20 protein-coding genes and 5 pseudogenes are annotated in these 20,995 nt (G+C 68.7%); 12 read left to right on the forward strand and 13 right to left on the reverse strand.

The annotated features are described in order from the left end of the window. Positions 1–98 precede the first annotated feature (98 nt). From CLM62_RS21635 to CLM62_RS51685, 3 genes are all read right to left on the reverse strand, one after another. Positions 99–1,553: a SulP family inorganic anion transporter gene (locus tag CLM62_RS21635; RefSeq protein WP_095751532.1), complete on the reverse strand. Its 1,455-nt coding sequence runs from the start codon at positions 1,551–1,553 to the stop codon at positions 99–101. 8 nt (positions 1,554–1,561) lie between these two features. After that, on the reverse strand, positions 1,562–2,140 hold the full coding sequence (locus CLM62_RS21640) for a carbonic anhydrase (RefSeq protein WP_095751533.1): 579 nt from the start codon (positions 2,138–2,140) through the stop codon (positions 1,562–1,564). Positions 2,141–2,453: 313 nt separating this feature from the next. Beyond that, positions 2,454–2,579, reverse strand: coding sequence for a hypothetical protein (locus CLM62_RS51685; RefSeq protein ID WP_257003975.1), 126 nt, complete (start codon positions 2,577–2,579; stop codon positions 2,454–2,456). Positions 2,580–2,892: 313 nt separating this feature from the next. Here CLM62_RS51685 and CLM62_RS21650 point away from each other — a divergent pair, with 313 nt between their 5' ends. Together CLM62_RS21650 and CLM62_RS52715 are read left to right on the forward strand one after the other, a co-directional pair. Continuing rightward, complete coding sequence (locus CLM62_RS21650; protein WP_095751534.1) at positions 2,893–3,795, forward strand: endonuclease/exonuclease/phosphatase family protein; 903 nt, start codon at positions 2,893–2,895, stop codon at positions 3,793–3,795. A 303-nt stretch (positions 3,796–4,098) separates the two neighbouring features. Then, a complete protein-coding gene (locus CLM62_RS52715; protein WP_306457925.1) occupies positions 4,099–4,347 on the forward strand; it encodes a hypothetical protein in 249 nt (82 codons plus the stop codon). On the opposite strand, the gene CLM62_RS21660 is transcribed toward CLM62_RS52715, so the two are convergent. Together CLM62_RS21660 and CLM62_RS21665 are read right to left on the reverse strand one after the other, a co-directional pair. Further along, the gene (locus CLM62_RS21660; protein ID WP_095751535.1) at positions 4,333–5,445 is read right to left on the reverse strand and encodes a CU044_5270 family protein; all 1,113 of its coding nucleotides are present in this window, start codon (positions 5,443–5,445) and stop codon (positions 4,333–4,335) included. The two genes, CLM62_RS52715 and CLM62_RS21660, sit on opposite strands and share 15 nt — an antisense overlap. Next, positions 5,442–6,134, reverse strand: a complete 693-nt coding sequence (locus CLM62_RS21665) for an RNA polymerase sigma factor (protein ID WP_095751536.1) — start codon at positions 6,132–6,134, stop codon at positions 5,442–5,444. Before CLM62_RS21665 ends, CLM62_RS21660 begins: the two co-directional genes overlap by 4 nt. 535 nt (positions 6,135–6,669) lie before the next feature. Here CLM62_RS21665 and CLM62_RS21670 point away from each other — a divergent pair. The 4 genes from CLM62_RS21670 to CLM62_RS21685 all read left to right on the forward strand — a co-directional run bounded on the left by CLM62_RS21670 (position 6,670) and on the right by CLM62_RS21685 (position 9,459). Continuing rightward, positions 6,670–6,873, forward strand: a complete 204-nt coding sequence (locus tag CLM62_RS21670; RefSeq protein WP_018529187.1) for a cold-shock protein — start codon at positions 6,670–6,672, stop codon at positions 6,871–6,873. 296 nt (positions 6,874–7,169) lie between these two features. After that, entirely contained in the window at positions 7,170–8,711 is a 1,542-nt protein-coding gene (locus CLM62_RS21675; RefSeq protein WP_095751537.1) for a DEAD/DEAH box helicase, read from the forward strand. Positions 8,712–8,790: 79 nt separating this feature from the next. Continuing rightward, the gene (locus tag CLM62_RS21680) at positions 8,791–9,099 is read left to right on the forward strand and encodes a hypothetical protein (protein ID WP_373559171.1); all 309 of its coding nucleotides are present in this window, start codon (positions 8,791–8,793) and stop codon (positions 9,097–9,099) included. 51 nt (positions 9,100–9,150) lie between these two features. Continuing rightward, the gene (locus CLM62_RS21685; protein ID WP_095751539.1) at positions 9,151–9,459 is read left to right on the forward strand and encodes an SCO5918 family protein; all 309 of its coding nucleotides are present in this window, start codon (positions 9,151–9,153) and stop codon (positions 9,457–9,459) included. 87 nt (positions 9,460–9,546) lie between these two features. On the opposite strand, the gene CLM62_RS21690 is transcribed toward CLM62_RS21685, so the two are convergent. Further along, positions 9,547–9,921, reverse strand: a complete 375-nt coding sequence (locus CLM62_RS21690; RefSeq protein WP_095751540.1) for a hypothetical protein — start codon at positions 9,919–9,921, stop codon at positions 9,547–9,549. Positions 9,922–10,538: 617 nt separating this feature from the next. Between CLM62_RS21690 and CLM62_RS21695 the strand changes: the two genes are divergently transcribed. After that, positions 10,539–10,877, forward strand: coding sequence for a MerR family transcriptional regulator (locus CLM62_RS21695; RefSeq protein WP_095751541.1), 339 nt, complete (start codon positions 10,539–10,541; stop codon positions 10,875–10,877). A gap of 148 nt (positions 10,878–11,025) precedes the next feature. Here the strand turns inward: CLM62_RS21695 and CLM62_RS21700 are convergent, their stop codons facing one another. Continuing rightward, complete coding sequence (locus CLM62_RS21700) at positions 11,026–11,457, reverse strand: beta galactosidase jelly roll domain-containing protein (protein ID WP_257003976.1); 432 nt, start codon at positions 11,455–11,457, stop codon at positions 11,026–11,028. A 257-nt stretch (positions 11,458–11,714) separates the two neighbouring features. Between CLM62_RS21700 and CLM62_RS21705 the strand changes: the two genes are divergently transcribed. Next, on the forward strand, positions 11,715–13,598 hold the full coding sequence (locus tag CLM62_RS21705; protein WP_143659123.1) for a PA domain-containing protein: 1,884 nt from the start codon (positions 11,715–11,717) through the stop codon (positions 13,596–13,598). Between the two features lie 303 nt (positions 13,599–13,901). On the opposite strand, the gene CLM62_RS51690 is transcribed toward CLM62_RS21705, so the two are convergent. Further along, on the reverse strand, positions 13,902–14,036 hold the full coding sequence (locus CLM62_RS51690) for a hypothetical protein (RefSeq protein WP_257003978.1): 135 nt from the start codon (positions 14,034–14,036) through the stop codon (positions 13,902–13,904). An 83-nt stretch (positions 14,037–14,119) separates the two neighbouring features. Between CLM62_RS51690 and CLM62_RS51695 the strand changes: the two are divergent. Beyond that, positions 14,120–14,287 (forward strand): annotated as a pseudogene (locus CLM62_RS51695) (transcriptional regulator); the annotation flags it as partial. A 111-nt stretch (positions 14,288–14,398) separates the two neighbouring features. On the opposite strand, the pseudogene CLM62_RS51700 reads toward CLM62_RS51695, so the two are convergent. From CLM62_RS51700 to CLM62_RS51715, 4 genes and pseudogenes are all read right to left on the reverse strand, one after another. Next, positions 14,399–15,022: pseudogene (locus CLM62_RS51700) on the reverse strand (SDR family oxidoreductase); the annotation flags it as partial. Positions 15,023–15,099: 77 nt separating this feature from the next. Further along, complete coding sequence (locus CLM62_RS51705; RefSeq protein WP_257003979.1) at positions 15,100–15,477, reverse strand: ABC transporter permease subunit; 378 nt, start codon at positions 15,475–15,477, stop codon at positions 15,100–15,102. A gap of 35 nt (positions 15,478–15,512) precedes the next feature. After that, positions 15,513–15,869, reverse strand: coding sequence for a hypothetical protein (locus tag CLM62_RS51710; RefSeq protein WP_257003980.1), 357 nt, complete (start codon positions 15,867–15,869; stop codon positions 15,513–15,515). Next, positions 15,863–16,522: an ATP-binding cassette domain-containing protein gene (locus CLM62_RS51715; protein WP_373559172.1), complete on the reverse strand. Its 660-nt coding sequence runs from the start codon at positions 16,520–16,522 to the stop codon at positions 15,863–15,865. Before CLM62_RS51715 ends, CLM62_RS51710 begins: the two co-directional genes overlap by 7 nt. Before the next feature lie 343 nt (positions 16,523–16,865). Between CLM62_RS51715 and CLM62_RS21725 the strand changes: the two genes are divergently transcribed. The 3 genes and pseudogenes from CLM62_RS21725 to CLM62_RS21735 form a co-directional block, all read left to right on the forward strand. Continuing rightward, complete coding sequence (locus tag CLM62_RS21725; RefSeq protein WP_095751707.1) at positions 16,866–17,930, forward strand: sugar ABC transporter substrate-binding protein; 1,065 nt, start codon at positions 16,866–16,868, stop codon at positions 17,928–17,930. A gap of 819 nt (positions 17,931–18,749) precedes the next feature. Beyond that, a pseudogene (locus CLM62_RS52720) lies at positions 18,750–18,914 on the forward strand (GntR family transcriptional regulator); the annotation flags it as partial. Positions 18,915–18,999: 85 nt separating this feature from the next. Next, a pseudogene (locus CLM62_RS21735) lies at positions 19,000–20,466 on the forward strand (TerD family protein); the annotation flags it as partial. Here CLM62_RS21735 and CLM62_RS21740 read toward each other — a convergent pair. Next, positions 20,460–20,930, reverse strand: a pseudogene (locus tag CLM62_RS21740) (helix-turn-helix domain-containing protein); the annotation flags it as partial. The pseudogenes CLM62_RS21735 and CLM62_RS21740 sit on opposite strands and share 7 nt — an antisense overlap. Positions 20,931–20,995: the final 65 nt, after the last annotated feature.

Consider the following 20,995-nt stretch of genomic DNA (forward strand, 5'->3'; position numbering starts at 1 on the left):
CATGCTCTGCGCGTTACCCGCTCCTGAACATTGCGTGCGGGGGCGGCCGTAAACATTGCGTGCGGGGGCGGCCGTACAGCGCCGCCCCCGCGTCCCGCTCAGCCGGCCATGATGACCTTGGCCGACGCGTTGTCGGCCACTCCGTGCCGCTGCGCCCAGTTCTCCAGGGCCGTACGGCAGGCGTGGTCGAGGTGGTGCACCCGGGACAGGTTCAACTCGACGGGGCGGTCCTGCGGAATCGCCTCCAGGGCGTCGAGGATCTTCGGCAGCCGGAGGAAGGTCGCGTTGCCGCTCAGGTGGGCCTGCACGGGTCCCGCGCCCTTGTCGACGATCTCCAGCTTGACGTGGGACGCCTCCCAGGCCGTCTTGGCCACGGCGAGCGCGAGCCCGATCAGTACGCCCTCGAACATGCTGATCGCGACGATCGACACCGCGGTGACGACGAGGATCACGGCCTCGCCGCGGTGCCCGCGCCACAGGGCGACGAGTCCCTTCGCGGGGATCAGCTTGAAGCCGGAGTACACCAGGACGGCCGCGAGCGCCGGGATGGGGATGACGCCCAGCGCGGCCGGGAGCAGCGCCGCGAACAGCAGCAGCCAGGCGCCGTGCATGACCCGGGAGGCCTTCGTCCGCGCCCCCGCCTGGACGTTCGCCGCGCTGCGCACGATCACCGCGGTCATCGGCAGCGCGCCGAGCAGACCGCAGACCGTGTTGCCCACGCCCTGGGCCATCAGCTCCTTGTCGTAACTCGTGCGCGGGCCGTCGTGCAGCCGGTCCACGGCCGCCGCGCTGAACAGGCTCTCCGCCGAGGCGATCAGTGTGAAGGCGAGGACGGTGCTCACCAGCCCGACATCCGCCAGGTCCGCGAATCCGGAGGGTGCGGGCGGCTGGATCGCCGAGACCAGCCCGTGCACGGTCACCTTGGTAACAGGGAGGGCGAAGGCCAGCGAGGCGGCGGTGGCGAGCGCGACCGCCGCGAGCGGGCCGGGCACGACGCGTACCTTCTTCGGCAGCCTCGGCCACAGCACCAGTACGGCGATGGTGCCCACGCCCAGCAGCAGGGACGCCACGGCCGAGGCGGAGTGCAGCGAGTCGACGAGCAGCTCCGGAAGCCCGGCGATCTTGTCGATGCCGGAGGACGGAGCCTTGCTCTGCGTCATCGCGTACAGCTGGCCGGCGATGAGCACCAGGCCGATCCCGGCGAGCATGCCCTCGACCACGGCGACGGAGATGGCCCGGAACCAGCGCCCCCAGCGCAGCGCCCCCATGCCGAGCTGCAACAGGCCCGTGGCCAGCACGATCACCCCGAGCGCCCCGAGCCCGTGCTCGTGCACGGCCTCGAAGACCAGCACGGTCAGCCCGGCGGCCGGGCCCGACACCTGGAGGCTGCTGCCCGGCAGCAGGCCCGTGACGAGTCCGCCGACGATGCCGGTGACGATGCCGAGTTCGGCCGGCACCCCGGACGCGACGGCCACGCCGACGCACAGCGGCAGGGCGACCAGGAACACGACGACGGAGGCCGCGAAGTCCTGCTTGAAGTAAGCGGTGTTCATCGGATGCCTCACAGCGTCTCGAAGGAGTCGGACTCGGTCCGGTACGTCAGCACGCCGCCGGTGTGGACCTCGTAGAACCAGGCGTGGACCTGCAGCCGCTCGTCCCGGACGCGCGTCTCGACGCACGGGTACGACATCAGCCGGAGCACCTGCCCCAGCACGTGGTGCTGGACCGCCTCGGCGACCTGCGGGTCGTCCGGCGCGCCGGACGGCTGCCGGGCGGCGTGGCCGAGCCAGTCGCGCACCGCCGGTACCGCCGACAGGTCGTCACCGCGTACCAGCGCGCCGACCGCGCCGCAGTGGGAGTGCCCGCAGACCACGATGTCGCGGACGCCGAGCACCTCGACGGCGTACTCGATCGTCGCGGCCTCGGAGGTGGGGCCCGCGTCGTACGGCGGGACGATGTTCCCCGCCGTACGCAGCTCGAAGAGCTCACCCGGGCGGGCACCGGTGATGAGCGAGGGGATGACGCGTGAGTCGGAGCAGGTGATGAAGAGGGCGTACGGCGACTGCCCTGCGGCCAGTTCGCCCAGTTCGGCGCCCTGGGAGTGGGCGAAGGTGCGTGCGTGTGCGATGAGGGTTTTCATGTCAGCTTCCTCGTGAGGAGAGGTGTCACTGGCAAGGGGGTCAGCAGTGGCACGCCGTTGAGCCACCGCCGTCGAACTGGTGGAACCGTGGGGGGCGGAATCGGAGGGAGGGGGAAACCGGCGGAACCAGGAGGGGGAAGCCGGCGAGCTAGGGGGTGTTTTGAAAGTCCTGTGCGGTGCCCGCGGTGTTCGGTGCGTGCCCTCGGCGTGCCGGACGAAGGCCCTCGTAGCGGAGCTACTTGGGTCTTTGGCCGGTGCGGCGAGGGTGCGTGCCGGGCGCCGTGGGTGCTGTGCGGGACTTTCAAAACACCCCCTAGTCGTCGCCGCCGTCGTCGCCCGTCCACGGGCCGGTGATGGCGAGGAGGATGCCGGGGTCCTGGACGACCCCGGCTCCGGCCGGCGCCGATCGGCTCAGCAATTCCCTGCGGTTCAGCGGCATCTGGTCTCCCGAGCGGAGTGGTGAGCGGAATTCGGCCGACCGGTGGAGGCCGACGCTCCGCCATGCTGACCACCCGGAAAGAACCTCAGCGGAAGCCAGGGAGAAGTCAGGAATGTGCGTCTCTCATGATTCTCATCTCGGCGAACGGGACGGCTGGGCCGGGCTCGCGGTCAACGCCCGTCCGGCCCCTGAGACCTTCTCCGCTGTGTGATCCGCCATCGTCACTGCTGTCCCGCTGTTTTCTTCCGTATAGAAGTCCGTACAGAAGAACGCACTTCATTCTGGCTCCCAAGGGGCCCAAGGGGAGGGGACCGTGCCGGACGACGCACGATTGACGCGCCGCCAGGGCCTGAGAGCAGCGGCGGCCGCGGCGATCTCCGCACCGCTGCTCACCACCGCCGGGTCCGCGCGGCCTGCCTCGGCCGGCGAGTATCCGGGCGCGCTGAACGTCATGACGTACAACCTGCGCTTCGCGAGCAGCACCGGCAGCAACCGCTGGCCCGTGCGCCGCCCGGTGATGCGGGAGCTGCTGCGCCGTGAGCGGCCTCACGTCATCGGCACCCAGGAGGGCCTCTACCAGCAACTGCGCAAGATAGAGAGCGACATCGGCCCGCACTATGAATGGCTCGGCATCGGCCGGATGGGCGGCGGCAAGGACGAGTTCATGGCGATCTTCTACGACACCAGACGCCTGGACCCGATCGACTTCGACCACTTCTGGCTCTCCGACACGCCGAATGTGATGGCCTCCAACACGTGGGGCGGACGCTTCCCGCGCCTGGTGACATGGGTTCGCTTCAGCGATCTGAGCGACGGCGGCCGGGAGTTCTACGTCCTCAACACCCATCTGGACGGCACGAGCCAGTACGCGCGCGAGCGCGCCGCGGAGCTCATCGGCGAGACGATCGGCGGGTTCGACCGCTCCTTACCGGTAGTGGTGACCGGCGACTTCAACGCCACGGCCCACGACGACCCGGTCTACGACGCGATGCTGGACGCCGGACTCGTGGACACGTGGGATACGGCGGGATCGCGCAGCCCGCTGTACGCGACCTACAACGGCTTCCGGCCGCCGAAGCCCGGCGGCCGGCGTATCGACTGGATTCTCACCACTCCCGGGGTGACCACGCACTGGGCGGCGATCAACACGTTCTCGATGGACGGCCGGTTCCCGAGCGACCATCTGCCGGTACAGGCCTCGCTGACCCTGGGATGAGCCGTCCCACGCGACGATCCGACGTGAGCGCGCCGGCCAATCCGTCGCCGCCAACAGCGCCGCCATCGGCGGCAGAAACCGCGCACACCCCACAGCACGCCTTCGGCGGCCGGGCCCTCGCCGAACGGCTGGGCCGTACCGGCCTGCCCGACGGCCCGGTCGCCGAGACCTGGGAGGTCAGCGATGTGGACGGCGAGGGAGCACGGGTCTCGGACGGCTCGCTGGCCGACCGCAGGCTGCGCCGGCTCGTCGAGGACCACCCCGACGAACTCGTGGGGCGCGGGTGGCGGCCCGCGCTTCCCGGTGCTGACCAAGTTCATCGACGGCACCGGTGCCCTCCCGGTCCATCTGCACGCCGACGATGACACCGCACGCCGGCTGGACGGCGAGCCCCACGGCAAGACCGAGGCGTGGCACGTCCTCGACACGGCACCGGGAGCCACCGCGCGGACCTGGACGATCTTCTGCGCGCCGACCGGACGTCCCTCGAGTCGGCCTGGCGCACCGGCTGAGCCCGGGCGGGAGCGGCCGTCCGTGTCAGCCCGTCTGTGACGGAGCCTCCTTCATGCCGTCGACGATGGCGCGGTTCATGATGGCGCTGGTGAAGGTGACCGTACCGGGCTTGATCAGGGCGTCCTCGCCGCTGTTCTTGTTCACCTGAACCGAGCGCTCACCCAGGAAGACATGGGTCTTCTTATCGAAGATCCACTCCTCGCGCTGACCGCTGGTCTCGTCCAGCCGGGCCACCGCCACGCCGTGCCGACCCACCGCGTCCACCGCGTCGTCGACCAACACGACACCTGGGATCTTCGCGGCGGCCTTGAACAGGGCCGAGTACAGCTTCGCCGGAGGGTAGGTCTCGCCGAGCAGGTCGCCGATGGTGGTGAACGCCTGCTGGTCTGGGGAGTTGCCGGCCCCCTTGGTCTCCTTGTAGATCTTGGCCAGAAGGGCGTCGGGGTTGGTGGTCAGCTTGGTCAGATAGTCGTACGACGGACTGTTCAGGTAGGCCCGCGGCGTGTTGCCCTGCTCGTCGGGAAGGCTCAGGGTTTCGCCCTCGGGGCTGTCGTTGACCGCGGGATCGATCAGCCAGCCCTTGGTGCCGTCCGGCGACTCCCACACCTGGCGGCGGTGCAGCGTGTGGCTGGCCAGGGTGCTTTTGTCGTCGACGGTCTTGACGAAGGTGGTGGCCGTCTTGGACTCGATGTAGATGTACTGGCCGGGCTTGACGGTCGGATGATCCACCTCGGCGGCCGCGAGCGCGATCCGGTCGAGCAGTTGCGGTACGCCCTTGGTGGTGGCGGCGCCGACGGTTGTGGTCAGGGCCGGTCCGGTGGCGACTCCGCCGTCCTCGACGCCGGTGCCGCCACCGGATGTGACCACCCCGGCCACGACGACCCCGGCGAGGGCGGCGGCCAGTGCGGGCAGAGCGATCGCGGGGCGGGGCAGCCGGAAACGCGGGGTCTCTGCCGGGGCGACCGTCTTCTCCCGCACGCCCGTCTGCTCTGCCTGCTGCGCCTCGTGAATCTGGGCCATCATGCGCTCCTTGTGGAACTGGTGACGGCCCGGCGGCAGGTCGCGCGTCGTCCGGTCGAAGAGCTGTGCGCCTTCTTCCCACTCGGCAGCGCTCTGCCGGGACGTGTTCGCGTTCATCGGTTTCCTTCCTGTGCGGGCCGGATCGCGTGTGCGTGATCGCCTCTTGTCTGTCTGCCGGGGCGGCCGACTTCCCATTTCCCGAGACTTTTCTCAGTCGCGGTTTCCGCAGTCGGACGTATCAACTCCCTTGCACCGCTTGCCAGTTCAACCCCCGACAGTTCGGCCTCGGCGACCTTGCGGAGCTTCTTGCGGGCGCGGGAGAGCCGGGAGGCGACCGTGCCCACCGGAATGCCGAGCGCCTCCGCCGCGGCCTCGTAGTCCAGGCCCTCCCCCAGGCAGAGCGCGATGACCTCGCGCTCCGGGCGGCGCAGCGCCGCGAGCGCCGTGAGTGCCGTCGCGAGGCGCTGGCGGTCGTCGAGCCGGTCGGCCACCTCCTCGGCATGGTCGGGTACCGACAGTTCGGCCGCCGCGGCCGCCTCCGCCGCCGCCCGGTACCGCCGGTTGCTCCGGAACTGGTTGCGCGCCGTGTTGGTGGCGATGCCCAGCAGCCACGGCCGTAGCGAACCGCCCTCCGGGTCGACCTTGTCGCGCAGCCGCCATGCCTCCATGAAGGTCGCGGCCATCACGTCCTCGGCCGTCGACCAGTCGGCGGCCAGCCGGAAGGCATGGTTGTAGACCGCGCGCGCATACGTGTCGAACAGCTCGGCGAACGCGCTCGAATCCCCGGCCCGTATCCGGGTACGCATATGAGTGCTCACCTCAATGAGCTGTCCGGCAATCCACACCGACTTCCCGTGACCTGCGCCACACGCATCCTTGAGGTACCTTCCCACCCGACATGGCGGACGGCGCCTTGGGTTTCCTCAACACGTCACCCGCTCCATGACAAACCCCCGGGTCGGAGACCCGGGGGTTCATTGTTGTCGCCACCTCGCGCAGTACCCCGCGTACGGAGGCATGAAGATCCGCATACCGGGGCGTACGTTGCGGTCCGGGCAAGCCAATATCTGTGGCCGCGAAATGAGAAATGGACGCCACGCTCGATGAGGGTTCCTTACCCGACAGGCGGAGCAGAGTTATTCACCGCACACGGTCGATCGCACCGTGCTACTCTCGATCTCAGTTGCAGTTGTGGTTCCCGAACACTCAGGAGCACCCTCACCGGTTTCATATACCGGTAGAGCTCCTTACATCTCCGGTTGATTTCCGGCGGGGCAATCATCACGGCGACGCGGAGTCCGCACAGTGCGAACTCCGAACACGCCCCAAAGGAGATTCGATATGGCTTCCGGTACCGTGAAGTGGTTCAATGCGGAAAAGGGCTTCGGCTTCATCGAGCAGGACGGCGGCGGCGCCGACGTCTTCGCCCACTACTCGAACATCGCCGCTCAGGGCTTTCGTGAGCTGCTGGAGGGCCAGAAGGTGACCTTCGACATCGCGCAGGGCCAGAAGGGCCCGACGGCCGAGAACATCGTTCCCGCCTGACGCTGACACGTACTTCGCAGCTGGGGCCCGCACCTTGGGGTGCGGGCCCCAGCTGATCGATTTCCAGGCGCTGCCTCTCCGCATGATCCAGGGGTCATGACCCCATTGAGCCCTACCGCCGGGATCGCATCATTCTGGTGCGGGACATATTCCTGCACATCCCGTGCACACCCCCTGCACATCCCTCGCGGATCAAATTCGATCCCACATTTTCTTCGGCTCGTTCTCGCGATTCTCTGCGCTGCTCATTTACTGCGGGAATTCCTTGATACGCGCCACATCAAGGAAGGTTCCGCATGAACCGCACGCGTACAAACGATCGCTTCGTCCGCACTCGCACCGGAAGTTCCGGCTCCGCAAGGGGCGGCAGCCGCTACGGTGCCGGAGGCACGGTCTCCGGCCGCTCCGGTGCTCCACGCCGTCCCGAAGGTCACGGACGTCGACAGGCCGCGCCTCAGGGCGAGTTCGCACTGCCGAAGACGATCACCCCCGCGCTCGCCGCCGTCGAGGAGTTCGCCGATCTCGCCATGCCGGCGCAGTTGCTGGCCGCGCTCGGCCACGAAGGCGTGACCGTACCGTTCCCGATCCAGGCGGCGACCCTGCCGAACTCCCTCGCGGGTCGCGACGTACTCGGCCGTGGCCGCACCGGTTCGGGCAAGACCCTCGCCTTCGGCCTCGCGGTCCTCGCCCGTACGGCCGGTCAGCGCGCCGAGCCCCGGCAGCCGCTGGCCCTCGTCCTCGTACCCACCCGCGAGCTGGCCCAACAGGTCACCGACGCGCTCACTCCGTACGCCCGCGCTGTGCGGCTGCGGCTGACCACCGTGGTCGGCGGGATGTCGATCGGCAGGCAGGCCGGTGCACTGCGTACCGGTGCGGAGGTCGTCGTGGCCACGCCGGGCCGGCTCAAGGACCTCATCGACCGCGGCGACTGCCGACTCGACCGCGTCGCCATCACCGTCCTCGACGAGGCCGACCAGATGACCGACATGGGCTTCATGCCCCAGGTCACCGCGCTGCTCGACCAAGTGCGTCCCGAGGGGCAGCGGATGCTCTTCTCGGCCACCCTGGACCGCAACGTCGACCTGCTGGTCCGCCGCTACCTGACCGACCCGGTGGTCCACTCCGTCGACCCGTCCGCGGGTGCGGTCACCACCATGGAGCACCACGTACTCCACGTACGCGGCGCGGACAAGCATCGGGCAACCACCGAGATCGCGGCACGCGAGGGCCGGGTGATCATGTTCCTGGACACCAAGCACGCGGTCGACCGGCTGACCGAGCATCTGCTGAACAGCGGCGTCCGCGCCGGCGCCCTGCACGGTGGCAAGTCCCAGCCGCAGCGCACACGGACCCTGAACCAGTTCAAGACCGGGCATGTGACGGTACTGGTGGCGACCAATGTCGCGGCGCGCGGCATCCACGTCGACAACCTCGACCTGGTCGTGAACGTCGATCCGCCCAGCGACCACAAGGACTATCTGCACCGTGGCGGCCGTACGGCACGCGCCGGCGAGTCCGGCAGCGTCGTCACCCTGGTGATCCCCAACCAGCGCCGCGACGTGAGCCGATTGATGGCCGCCGCCGGCATCACCCCCCGAATCACCCAAGTGAGCTCGGGTGAAGCGGAGTTGAGCCGCATCACAGGCGCTCAGGCCCCCTCGGGCGTCCCGGTCACCATCACAGCGCCGGTCGTGGAACGCCCCCGGCGCGGCGCCTCTTCCTCGTCCCCGTCGCGGGCCCGTCGCCGCGGCCGTGGCCGCGCCGCCCAGGGCCGGTCCACCGGCGAGGCGGCACGCCGCGCGGCACAGCGACCGTCCGCCTCCAACCCGGCGGCCTAGTGCCCCGACAGGCAACGTTCGCCCCGTGGGCGGAAGACTCACCCGACTTCGCAGGCCCTTCCTCGCAGGAGGCTCCACTTTGACGCCGGTTCAGATGCTGCACCGCCCCGCGGACCCCGCCTCCGCGCCCCCGACCGTGATCGACGCCATCGGCGTGTCCGGACTGCGGGTACCTGACGACATGACCGTCGAGGTGGCCCTGTCCGTCATGGCCAGCGCCCATGTCGGATACCTGCTCCTCTGTGACAGGGACGAACAGTGCACGAGCTCGATCACCCGGGCCCAGCTCGCCGTCGTCCGCGACAGCTCCGCCTACACGGACCGGATCCGTCTACGGGACATCCTCGGCACCGGTGGACCACTGGGCGTGCTCCCCCTCTCCCTCTGACCAGCCTCACCCGATCAGCCCGGTACTCGTTTCCCTTCCCTGTGAGGCATCATGCGCTGTGTCATCGCCCGGTTCCCGTTCGACCTCTCCAAGAGCGAGGTGCTGGCCTCCATGAAGGGCGTCAAGCCCGAGCCCATCACGGGTGAGTCCGTGCTCATCGGCCGCCGCCACTACCCCGTCAAGCAAGTGGGCGAAGTCATCACCCGACAGGACCGCCGCGACTTCACCAGCGGCGAAGTCACCCGCGCCATGAGCCGCCTCGGTTTCACCTGCCGCAACGGCCATGAGGGCGCACCCACCGTGCGCGCCCTCACTCCGCTGCAGACCGCGTCAGCCCTGCTCGGCAGGCCCACCACCTGAGAACATGAGGACCGGCGGAAGCCGCCACCAGAACAGCGATGAGGGCCCTGCCGACGCGCGTCGGCAGGGCCCTCATCGCCTGGCCTCTCACCGTTCGGAGTAACTGAAGTCCCCCACGGTCCAGGCACTGACGTCGCTGATCGCGACGCGATACATGCCACCCGTCTCGGGGATCCCGACACTGCCCTGCAGGATCCGGGCGAGGTGGAAGTGCAGATGCGTGGGCGCCTCGCCGCGATCGGCTCGGCCCTCTGTCCGTTCGGCTGTGAAGACACCGGAGAACGGGCCGAGGCGGTCCGAGGCCTTCAGCACCTCCGACACGCGCTCCCTCCACACCGCTTCGGGAGCCAGCCGGCCGGTGATGACAGCTCCGCCGACAACCACCGTCAGCGACATCTGATTGCTTTGCGCGGACTCCACCATGGCGGCAATGTCCACGAGCAGGTCGTCAGGTTTCGACATGAGAGCCGATTTTATGCAGCGGACGGCCCTCTGCCCCCATGGAGCCCACCGAGCCCATGCTCCAGCGTGCCCGCGCTGCCAGCTGTCGCAGAATACTTAGGCCTCAAGGGAGCTGAAATCTGTGCTTGCCGGAGTAGACATTGGCTGGTGATCTAGCTAAGGTTCCTTTCGTAGACAAGGTCAAGGAGGCCCGGCAGACACGAACTGCCGGGCAGCAGTACACGAAGTTCGCAGGTCAGAGCGACTGTGGAGTTCCGAAGCCACGTTGTGCGCAAGACGGTGACGGGACTGGCGGTCGCACTGGGCGGCTCGCAGGTTGAGGGGCTGCCGACAGCAACACCAGCAGTTCGCATCATTCAGAGGAAGGACGGAGGGAACAGACGCCATCAGGATCGCCCGGCCCGAGCAGCATTCGGCCGGGTACCGCAAGACCCCGGATTGGAAGGTGGTCCCCGGTCACGTATCCACGATCCCCGCACTCCCGCCCCTCTCCGAGGCCGGGTAGCGGAAACAGAAGGTCGGCACAGCAGTAGGGCCGACAGATGGTGTTCAATTCCTTCGGGGCCCTGGTGCCGTACGGCACCAGGGCCCCTCGACGCGTCGCACAACGAGGTCACATGACAGCAGATACTCCGCTCAGCGGTCGTCTGGACGACGACGACTACCCCGCGTACACGATGGGCCGGGCCGCCGAAATGCTCGGCACCACCCCCGGCTTCCTCCGGGCCATCGGTGAGGCCCGTCTGATCACTCCGCTCCGCTCGGAAGGCGGGCACCGGCGGTACTCCCGCTACCAACTGCGGATCGCCGCTCGCGCCCGCGAACTGGTCGACAAGGGCACCCCGATCGAGGCTGCCTGCCGCATCGTCATCCTTGAGGACCAGCTCGAGGAAGCACAGCGCATCAACGCCGAGTACCGCCGCGCCGCGAACGAAGGGCGCGACGGTTCCAGCTGAGTTCGTAGTTCCGGCGGCGAGAGCGAGGCCCGCCCGCGGTCTACCAGGTCAATGCGTCGGTCACGCCGCCCTGCCAACTCCGCACCACAAGCGCACCTGATCCACGAGTCAAGGCTGGAGTTGCCACGCGCGTGGTGTGCGGACTTCGTCAGCCGAAATCCTCCACGTACTCCTCCGGCGGCCCCAGCTCGGGACGGTCCCGCAACTCCAGGGCTCCGCCGAGCCGTTCCAGCTCGAGGACCGTCACGGTGTTCTCGCCGGCGCGCATTACCGGTGCCGGGCAGTACAGCGTGATCTGCGGGCCGATCTCCCAGTAGCGGCCGAGCAGGAATCCGTTGATCCAGACCAGGCCACGGCTCGATCCGGGGAGTGCGAGGAAGGTGTCGGCGGGCGTGTCGACGTCGAACGTCGCTTCGGCGAAGCCGGTCTGCGTGGTCGCGGGACCGGCGGCGGCCGCGTCGGCCAGTTCCTCGGAGGACCACTCCTGCAGCGCGACCGGCGTGCTGTCCCAGCCCTGCACGATGCGCCGGTCGACGAGGACGGGACCGGGCAGGCCCTTGTGGCGGCCGGTCGAGTACAACGAGGTGAACGGCTATCTGGAGCGCTACGACGCGGTGTCCTGCGCGCTCTACCTGTGGGCCGGCGCCGACTCGGTCATGCAGTTCAACTCGCTTTGAATACCATCATCCCTGACGCCCCATCCGAAGCCGACAGTCAATACGATCACGTTAACGCGGCTCCGCGACCCTTTCCTCACAGGCCAGGCACAGAGTACGTTCCCTTCGCTGCCCCCCACGCCTCTTCACTCTCAGACCAAGGAGAGCCATGGGAAGAGCCATGGGCAGAGCGAGAGCCCGTGTACGCGCCGTGGGTTGTCTCGCCGCCATGGGCCTTGTCGCCGGTGCCTTCGCCGGTGTCGCCCACGCACATGACGGTGTCTCCGCCGACGACGGCGGTATCGACAACGCCAAGGCCACACACGATCACCACAGCCACCAGCACGGTGGTGACGAGGGCCATCTCCCCGCCGGAAGCGAGAACGTCCGGCTCGTCAGCGAGCTCGGCCTGAAGAACGTCGAGCCGGAGAAGATCGCCGACGTCGGCGTCTTCAAGGGGTACGCCTATCTCGCCGCCTGGGGCGGCGCGACCTGCAAGTACAACGGCGTGCACGTGGTGGACATACGCAAGCCGGCCACGCCCAAGGAGGTCGCCTTCATCCAGGCGAAGGAGGGCAGCGCACCGGGCGAGGGCATCCAGACCCTGCACATCGACACCCCGTACTTCGACGGGGACGTGCTGGTCAGCAACAACGAGAAGTGCAAGGAGACCGCCGGCTTCGGCGGGATTAACCTCTACGACGTCAGCGACCCGGCCCATCCGACGCCGCTGGCGGAGGGCGTCGGCGACTTCACGGTCCAGGGTCAGGGCAAGAAGGACGCCAACGAGATCCACAGCGTCTACGCCTGGGACGCGGGCAGCAAGGCGTACGCGGTCATCGTCGACAACGAAGAGGGCCCGGACGTCGACATCGTCGACATCACCAACCCGAAGAAGGCGAAAGTCATCGCGGAGTACGACCTCGACGAGGCGTTCCCGCAGATCGTCCAGGACGCCCCGGCCAACCTCAGTGAGATCTTCCTGCACGACATGGTCGTCAAGGAGATCGGCGGCCGGCAGATCATGCTCGCCTCCTACTGGGACGGCGGCTACGTCACCCTTGACGTGACCGACCCGACGAAGGCCGCCTACCTCGGCGACACCGACTTCGCCGCACTCGATCCCGAGATGCTGGAGAGCGGATTCGAGGTCGCGCCCGAAGGCAACGCCCACCAGGCCGAGTTCACCCTGGACAACAAGTACGTCATCGGCGCCGACGAGGACTTCGGGCCGTACGCGCTCACCGCCCGCAATCTTACCGACGGCACCGAGCTGACGGCGAGCCAGGGCAGCAACACCACGCGACTGGAGGAAGGCCAGACCATCACCGGCGACTCGGTCTTCGCGGGCCGGGCCTGCCCCGGTGACCCGGCGGTCCCCGCCGGCGACCCGAACGCCGTGGACGTCGCCGTCGTCGAGCGTGGCGTGTGCACCTTCACGGAGAAGGTCGCGAGCGTCATCGCGGCGGGCGGCTACGACGCCGTACTCGTCTTCAACCGCACCGGCACGGACGCCTGTGACCAGACGCTCGGCATGAGCGTCGAGGGCGACATCCCGGCCTTCGGTGTCGCACCGCGCGGCCAGGGCTTCGCCATCTTCGGACAGCCCTACGACGACGCGGCCTGCCTCGCCGGAACGGGCCCCGAGCAACTGCCCGTGCCGCTCGGCACCAAGGGCGACCGGCTCACCTTCTCGTCGTACTTCGACGGCTGGGGCTACGCGCACCTCTACCGCAACGAGAGCGGCAAGCTCACCGAGCTGGACACCTACGCCGTTCCCGAGGCGCACGACCCGGCCCACGCGTCGGGCTCCGGCGACCTGTCCATTCACGAGGTGGCCGTCTCCGAGAAGCGCGCCGACCTGCTCTACTTCTCGTACTACGCGGCCGGGCTGCGCGTCGCGAAGATCGTCGACGACAAGATCGTGGAGGTCGGCCACTACATCGACGAGGGCGGCAACAACTTCTGGGGCGCGCAGGTCTTCGCCTCCGGCGGCAAGGAGTACGTCGCCGCCTCCGACCGCGACCACGGGCTCTACATCTTCGAGTACACCGGAGGACTGTGAGCGGCGGACGCGGTCACGAACGGGGCCGCTGACAGCGGGGCTTCGAGCGTTTGGGCGGCGGCGCTGGGCTTCCACATGACGTTCGTGTCCCGCGCCGCCGCCCTCGGTGTCACGCACTGACCCGCCACTGCGGCCGGGCACCTCGCGGCGCCCGGCCGCAGCGCGGAAGCCGGCTCACGCGTGCTCAGCCGACGCGTACCTCAGGGTCCGGAAGCCGCGACTGATGTTGTTGAGGGCGCGCAGCAGGGCGGCGACGCCCGCCCGTGCCTGACCGACCGGTGCGGGGTGCGGCGGAAGCGGCCGTCACCGGTGGGGAAGGCGGCGACCTACGGCGACGACGTCCGGTGCGCCGGCCCGGCAGCGGTCGTCGACGACGACCCCGCCCAGCAGGGCGAGCCCGGCGTTGACCGCGCCGCCCAACTCCTCCACCTTCGCCATCAGCTCGACGGTCGCCGCTTCGACGTCGCACCGGCGAAGCACCGTTTAGGCTGACCGGCGGTTACGGAAAACGAGGGGGACCGGTGGCCACTCAAGAACAGCGGCGCGAGCTCGCCGAGTTCATCCGCAGCCGGCGCGAGCGGCGCAAGCCCAAGGACGCGGGCCTGCCCGTCGTCGGCCATCGGCGCACCCCAGGGTTGCGGCGCGAGGAGGTCGCCACGCTCGCCGGTCTCAGCATCACCTGGTACACGTGGCTGGAGCAGGCACGGGAGATCAAGGTCTCCCGGCAGGTGCTGGGCAGTCTCGCGACGCCCGATCCGCTTGACCGGCAGGTCCTTCACCATCTCGGCGAACTGGCCCTCGCGCGCCTCCTCGGGCACGAACGACCACCAGGGCGTGTCCACCGCGCCCGGCGCCACGGCGTTGACCCGCACCGGCGCCAGCTCGGCCGCGAGCGGGGACACGATGCGCTCCAGCGCGCCGTTGACCGCGGCGAACGCCACGGTGCCGGGGGCGGCGCCGCGCGCGGTGGCGGCGGACACGACCGTGATGGAGCCGGTCACCTGCGCCTTCTGGATGGCGTACAGATAGGCGAAGAGCTTGCCGTCGAACGCGCCCCTGATGTCGGCGACGCTCACCCTGGCCAGCGGGCCGAGGCCCAGGGCGCCCGGGCTGAAGGCAAGCACCAGGTGGTCGAAGGAGCCGACCCGCTCGAAGAACTGGGCCACCGCGGTCTCGTCGGTGCCGTCCACCTGCTCGGCGCCGGCGACGCCTTCCTTCACCGCGGCCAGCTTCTCCGCGTCGCGTCCCGTGACGATCACCTCCGCGCCCGCCGCCGTCAGTTTCTCCGCCGCCGCCAGGCCGATTCCGGACGTCCCACCCATGATCACAACACGCATCGTCTGCCTCCAGTCGTTCACTGCTTGCCCCACCGATCGTGGGGGGCTCACCGAAAGCCATCCAGATGCGCCTTGTGCTGGTGGCATCGCTACCAGGAAGGCCCCGGGCTATTGGCTGCGCATAAACCTCTCCGACGTAGCCCCCTCCGACGTAGCCTGGCCGCTCACTCACAGTTCCATGGCAGGGGTGGCCGCGGCTCCCGGCGCCGTGGACGCGCGGTCCGCAGTAGGGGGACGGCGCAGCCTCGGCATGCGGAGAACCCTGGCGTTCCGAGGCCGCCCGTGACCCGGTCCAGGAAGATCGCCAGGGCGACCACCGCCAGCCCGCCCTCGAACCCGGCGCCGACGTCGAGTTGTGTCACGCCGCGGACCACGACCTCGCCGAGTCCGCCCGCGCCCACCATTCCCGCGATGACGACCATGGACAACGCCAGCATGATCACCTGGTTGACGCCTGCCATGATCGACGGCATCGCGAGGGGGAGCTGGACCTGAGCCAGTACCTGCCGGGGGCGTGAGCCGAAGGCCTGTGCCGCTTTCACGATCTCCTTGTCGACCTGCCGGATACCGAGGGCGGTCAGCCGGACCGCGGGGGCAGGGCGAAGACCGTCGTCGACACGGCGCCGGGCACGACGCCGATGCCGAAGAAGAAGACGGACGGGATGAGGTAGACGAACACCGGCAGCGTCTGCATGAAGTCCAGCACCGGCCGCACCGCCGCGGCGGCCCGGTCGCTGGTGGCCGCCCACACGCCGATCGGAACGCCGATCGCCACGGCCGCCGTACCGGAGATCAGCACGACGGTGAGGCTCTGCATCGCGGCGGTCCACAGTCCCATGGAGTCGACGAGCAGGAACGCCCGGACCGTGAAGAGCACCAGCTGCCAGCGCCGGGTCGCGAGCCACGCGATGACGGCGAAGACCAGGATCAGCACCCCCGGAAGAGGGCGTGTGCAGGATCCAGTACACCGCGTTCACCACCGAGGTCACGGCGGACGACACCCCGTCGAACACCCCGCCGAGGTGGCGCAGGAGGAACTGGATGCCGTCGTTGACGTAGTCGTTCACCAGCCGCTCCAGCACACTGGACGACGACACCGTCCTTCATCACCATGATCCGGCTGCCGATCCGCATGGCCTCGTTGAGGTCGTGGGTGACGAAGACGACGGTGCGGCGGTGCTCCGCCTGGAGCTCGAGCAGCAGATCCTGCATGTTCCGTTTGATCAGCGGGTCCAGCGCGCTGAACGGCTCGTCCATCAGCAGGATGTCGGCGTCGGTCGCCAAGGCCCGGGCCAGGCCGACCCGTTGGCGCATGCCGCCGGACAGAGCGTGCGGACGTGCGTCGCCGTGGTTCCCGAGGCCCACCTGGTGCAGGGCCGCGTCGGCCCGTTCCAGCCGCTCCTTCGCCGCGATGCCCCGGATCCGGAGCCCGTACGCGGCGTTCTCCCGCACCGTTCGGTGCGGGAACAGCGCGAAGTGCTGGAAGACCATGCTGATCCTGCGGTTCCGCAACTCCCGCAGGGCGTCCGCGTCCATGCCGGTCACGTCGGCGCCGTCGATCCGCAGCGTCCCGGACGTCGGCTCCACGAGCCACGGCCGGCCGCGACGAGGCCGGCAACGCGGTTGACCATCCGCAGCAGCATCGACTTGTCTCCTGCGGCCACCCGGTTCGTGGAACTGTGCGGCCGGGGCCCGGAAGAGCCGGAGCAGACTCCGGAGTAGCGTCCCCGCCGCAACCGATCCGCTCATCGCTGGCATCGCACGCACGCATCGCACGCACGCATCGCGAGCCGCGCCGCACCGCCCGACCTATCCTGGCAATGATTGGCCGGCGTGGCCGGTCAGGGGGTCTCGGATGAGCCAGGGAGGTCCCCGAGTGAGTGCCTTTCGGGGTCGTACGGCCATCACCGCGGCCGCATTGTCGCTGGTCATGTCGCTTGTGGTGTCCCTGGCCGCCTGCGGCACGGACGGCGAGACCACCGACTCGGGCGGGACGGCCGCCGGCAAGGACGGCTTCACGGTCGGCCTGCTGTTCAGCCAGATCGTCCAGACTCGCTGGGAGAAGTTCGACAAGCCCCTGATCGAAAAGAAACTCAAGGAGCTGTGCGAGGACTGCACGCTGGAGTACGCCAACGCCGAGGGGGACGTGGCCACCCAGCAACAACAGGTGGACACCTTGATCAACAAGGACATCGAGGTCCTGATCCTCAGCGCCGTGAACTTCAGATCTCTAAGCCCCGCGGTCAAGAGGGCACACGACGCGGGCATCCCGGTCGTCGCCTACGACGGCCTCGTCGAGGGCCCGATCTCGGCCTACGTCTCCTTCGACAACGAACGGGTCGGCGAGCTCCAGGGCGAGGCGCTCCTCAAGGCCCTGGGCGACAAGGCCGACGACGGCCAGATCGTCATGATGAACGGTCCCCAGACCAGCCCGACCAACATTGCCTTCAAGAAGGGCGCGCTGTCCGCCCTCGAGGGCAAGGTCAAGATCGGCAAGACGTACGACATCCAGGGCTGGAAGCAGGAGAGCGCCCACACCAACATGGTCCGCGCGATCGCCGCCCTGGGCGCCGACAGCATCGACGGCGTCTACGCCGCCAACGACGGTCTCGCCGCCGGCGTCATCTCCGCCCTCAAGGCCGCCGGCATCGAGCCGCTGCCCCCCGTCACCGGCCAGGACGCCGACCTCGCGGCCGTGCAGCACATCCTCAGGGGCGAGCAGTACATGAGCGTCTACAAGCCCTTCAAGGCCGAGGCCGACGCGGCCGCGGAGATGGCCGTCGCCCTGGGCCGCGGCGAAAACCTCGACGACATCGCCGACACCACGGTCGACACACCCACCACCAAGGACATCCCCGCCATCCTGCTCGACCCCATCCCCGTGACCGTCGACAACATCAAGGACACCGTGATCAAGGACGGCGTGTACACGACCGACCAGGTCTGCACGCCGAGGTTCGAGTCGGCTTGCGAAGAGGCCGGACTCACCGAGTGACAGGGTGGTCCCGCATGGTGGGTTCGAGGAGACATGGCGGATTCGAGGAGACGTCTGCGTCCGCAATGCGCAGTGCCGACGAAGACGGGGAAGACAGGGAAGACGGAAGGGAAGACGGTTCCTAGTCCTGCGGATCCTGCGTTCCGTCGGCCGTGGTCCGAACCACCACCCCGGCCGCGTCCGAACCGAGCACCGCCCCCGCGGGGACCCGACCGGAGCGGGCGTCGTTGAAGAGGAAAGAGCGGGTGGCCAGGTGGGTGGACCTTCGGGTTGGTCGAGTGGTGGGCCGGCGCGGGGGCGCGGTCGCACCTCGCCGGCACGCCGGGCCGGCTCAGCGACTTGAGGTGAGGGGGGTGCGGGGCGGTGGCTGGGGCAGGGCCCATGTCGGACCGGTGGCGATCGGCCCGTCCGTAGCTGGAGGGGGCGGCTGCTGGGTGGAGGCACGGCGGGCCGGGTCGGTGGATTGGCGGTGCGGGGAGAGGCGAAGCCGGGGCACGCCTGCGGGCAAAGCCGAGGCAGGTCGGCGGGCTTTCAGGCGGGCAGGGCCGGGGATGCGGGCGGTGGGCGGGCCGCAAGGGGAGTTGGAGAGTTGACCCGGCACCGGTGACTCCGGCCCGGCACCGGTGACTCCGGCCACCCCTTTCAGAGCTGCGCGAGCCCCGAGCCTCCCCCACCCGCAGCACGCGGAGCCGAGGGGGTGGACTCGGACGGTAATTGGCAGATCTGTTCCACCCCCGCGAAGGAAAACCGCAGGTCACACAGCCGTGCAGGTGGAACAGATCTGCCAATCACTGAGCGAGCACAAGATCTACACGCCCGGCGGTGGTCATCTCGGCCGGATGGATGTAGGCGCCGGATCACGTTGTTGAGGCTTTGGGCCTGGTCAAGGACCGTCGGACCGTGCATCGGCGACGGGTGACCAACAACCAGGACGGGCCGATCACGCTGTCTACCTCGTGGTTCGCTCCGGACGTCGGCCAGCGATTCCCGTACGGGCGCAGCCTCTTCAGCACCGGGGCGAGGCGCTGCCGGGGACGTACGGAAGCGACGCCGCCAACGACTGGACAGGAAGACGCCGACGGAGAGCGGCGACGAGGACCGGATCAGCTTCGACCTGACCGCGGTCCCGTCCGGCATCGACCGGATCGTCGTGGCGGCGAGCCGCTACGAGGGAGCCGGCTTCGGGGAGCTGGAAGACCTGAAGATGACACTGGCCGATGGGGGAGGGGAGAGCCTTCTCCGATTCGCCATCGATGACGCCGGCACGGTGAGCGCGATCATCTTCGGCGAGTTGTACCGGCGTGGGGCGAAGAGTGGAAGTTCCGTGCTGTCGGACAGGGCTACGACACCGGCCTGGCGGGTCTGGCGGCGGACTTCGGTGTCGACATCGACGACGACGCGGGCGCAGAGGAAGCGCTGAACAGTGCAGAGAGCAAGCGAGCAGGCTGATACGGCTGTTCCGGCTCCGGCCGTTGAGCAGGAACAGCAGGTGACGCCAGGCTTGGTTCCGGCTCCCCGCCCGCCTGGCGATGAGGTGGGGCCGAAGAAGGCGGCACGGCCTCGCACTGCCAAGAAGAAGGTCACTGTGCCGAGGGTGGCCAGGAAGTCTCTGGCGGACGATGAGTCCTGGAAGCAGGCGAGACTCTTTCCGGTGTCGGTACTCAAGAGCGACCGGGACCGGGAAATGCGCGCTACGTCGGTACTGCTGTCGGTGATGGCGCGGTGCCGGAGTTCGGCCGGAGACTCACGGCGGCGTTCGGAGCACCGTCGGGCCGTATGGAGACGTTCACCGAGGTCTCCCTGCCGCACGGCGATACACCGCGACGCCCTGACGGGGTGGTCCGTGTCGAGCGGGCCGGCAAACTGTGGACGGCGCTGGTGGAGACCAAGACCAACGGGAACGCGCTCAAGCCTGAGCAGGTGCAGGCATACGTGGACATCGCCGCACGCCGTGGCTACGAGGCCGTGATCACACTGTCGAACGACGTCGCGCTGGAAGGCAGCCCGCTCGTCGACGTCAAGATTGACGGACGGCGCAAGCACAAGGTGGCTCTTTGGCACCTGTCCTGGGCCGAAGTCACACACCAGGCACAGATGCTGATCCGGCACGAGGGGGGTCGGGGACAAGGCACATGCCTGGCTGCTCCAGGAACTGCTGTACTACCTGCGGCATGAGAACTCCGGCTGCCACGGCTTCCAGAACATGGGGGCGGCCTGGGTCCCCGTACGCAACGGAATCGATGACGAGACCCTGTGCCAGGGTGATGCGCGTGCCCAGGTCGGGGGGCCACGGGGCACGCTGGAACGGCTCCGCCCGGAGCCGGCGGACATGCTCCCGAAGAACAACGACACCCATATCAACGGCTTCCGCCTGTCCCTGTTCAACGGCATGGGAAGCAGCCGTGGGAACGCTGAATCCGGCTTCATCCGCAGCGTCGACGACGCCGTGCACCGCTTCTACACCACCGTGGTAGTCAACCTGGACCGCCCGACGCCCCGGCAAGCATCATCGAAGGAACGTGCCGGAACGGGGTGATGCCCGACCGTGGACAGTTGCACGTGGCCGAGGTTCACGTGCAACTGTCCACAGGGCGCGTGCATCCGCTGAGGAGTGCGGTTGACCTCTCCGGTGGGGTCGAGGAATCGCCGTCGGTTCAGGCCGACCGCAGCGAGGTGCCTGCTCACTGTTCTGCGGCTGATCGAGATGCCGGCGTGATTGAGCTCGAAGGCGATCCTGGCTGCAGACCACTTGTGAGTGCGTCGGAGTTCCTCGATGCGGGCGAGGGTTTCGGGAGCCGTGGTCGTCGGCTGACGATGCGGCGCCGAAGAACGATCGAGTAGGCCGAGGTCACCGTGGCGCCGGTAGCGGTTGACCCACTTGGACGCGCACGCTCGAGAGATGCCCATCTCGGCTGCCACGTGCGCGATGGGCCGCGTCCGGCACCGTTCGACGAGCCGACGGCGACCTTCGACGGACAGCGACGCATTCTTGTGCGTCAACGGGCGGACTTTCTTGCTCGAAGGGGAGCCGCAGGGCGGTACCTGGTGGCTATACGTCCCATGCG

It is taken from the genome of Streptomyces sp. SA15, from assembly GCF_002291145.1.
Classification (GTDB): domain Bacteria; phylum Actinomycetota; class Actinomycetes; order Streptomycetales; family Streptomycetaceae; genus Streptomyces.

Coding starts and splice junctions, on each gene's coding strand:
- CLM62_RS21635 (WP_095751532.1), bottom strand. CDS start 1,553: ATGAACACCGCTTACTTCAAGCAGGACTTCGCGGCCTCCGTCGTCGTG.
- CLM62_RS21640 (WP_095751533.1), bottom strand. CDS start 2,140: ATGAAAACCCTCATCGCACACGCACGCACCTTCGCCCACTCCCAGGGC.
- CLM62_RS51685 (WP_257003975.1), bottom strand. CDS start 2,579: ATGCCGCTGAACCGCAGGGAATTGCTGAGCCGATCGGCGCCGGCCGGA.
- CLM62_RS21660 (WP_095751535.1), bottom strand. CDS start 5,445: ATGAACGCGAACACGTCCCGGCAGAGCGCTGCCGAGTGGGAAGAAGGC.
- CLM62_RS21665 (WP_095751536.1), bottom strand. CDS start 6,134: ATGCGTACCCGGATACGGGCCGGGGATTCGAGCGCGTTCGCCGAGCTG.
- CLM62_RS21670 (WP_018529187.1), top strand. CDS start 6,670: ATGGCTTCCGGTACCGTGAAGTGGTTCAATGCGGAAAAGGGCTTCGGC.
- CLM62_RS21675 (WP_095751537.1), top strand. CDS start 7,170: ATGAACCGCACGCGTACAAACGATCGCTTCGTCCGCACTCGCACCGGA.
- CLM62_RS21685 (WP_095751539.1), top strand. CDS start 9,151: ATGCGCTGTGTCATCGCCCGGTTCCCGTTCGACCTCTCCAAGAGCGAG.
- CLM62_RS21690 (WP_095751540.1), bottom strand. CDS start 9,921: ATGTCGAAACCTGACGACCTGCTCGTGGACATTGCCGCCATGGTGGAG.
- CLM62_RS21695 (WP_095751541.1), top strand. CDS start 10,539: ATGACAGCAGATACTCCGCTCAGCGGTCGTCTGGACGACGACGACTAC.
- CLM62_RS21705 (WP_143659123.1), top strand. CDS start 11,715: ATGGGCAGAGCGAGAGCCCGTGTACGCGCCGTGGGTTGTCTCGCCGCC.
- CLM62_RS51690 (WP_257003978.1), bottom strand. CDS start 14,036: ATGGCGAAGGTGGAGGAGTTGGGCGGCGCGGTCAACGCCGGGCTCGCC.
- CLM62_RS21725 (WP_095751707.1), top strand. CDS start 16,866: ATGTCGCTTGTGGTGTCCCTGGCCGCCTGCGGCACGGACGGCGAGACC.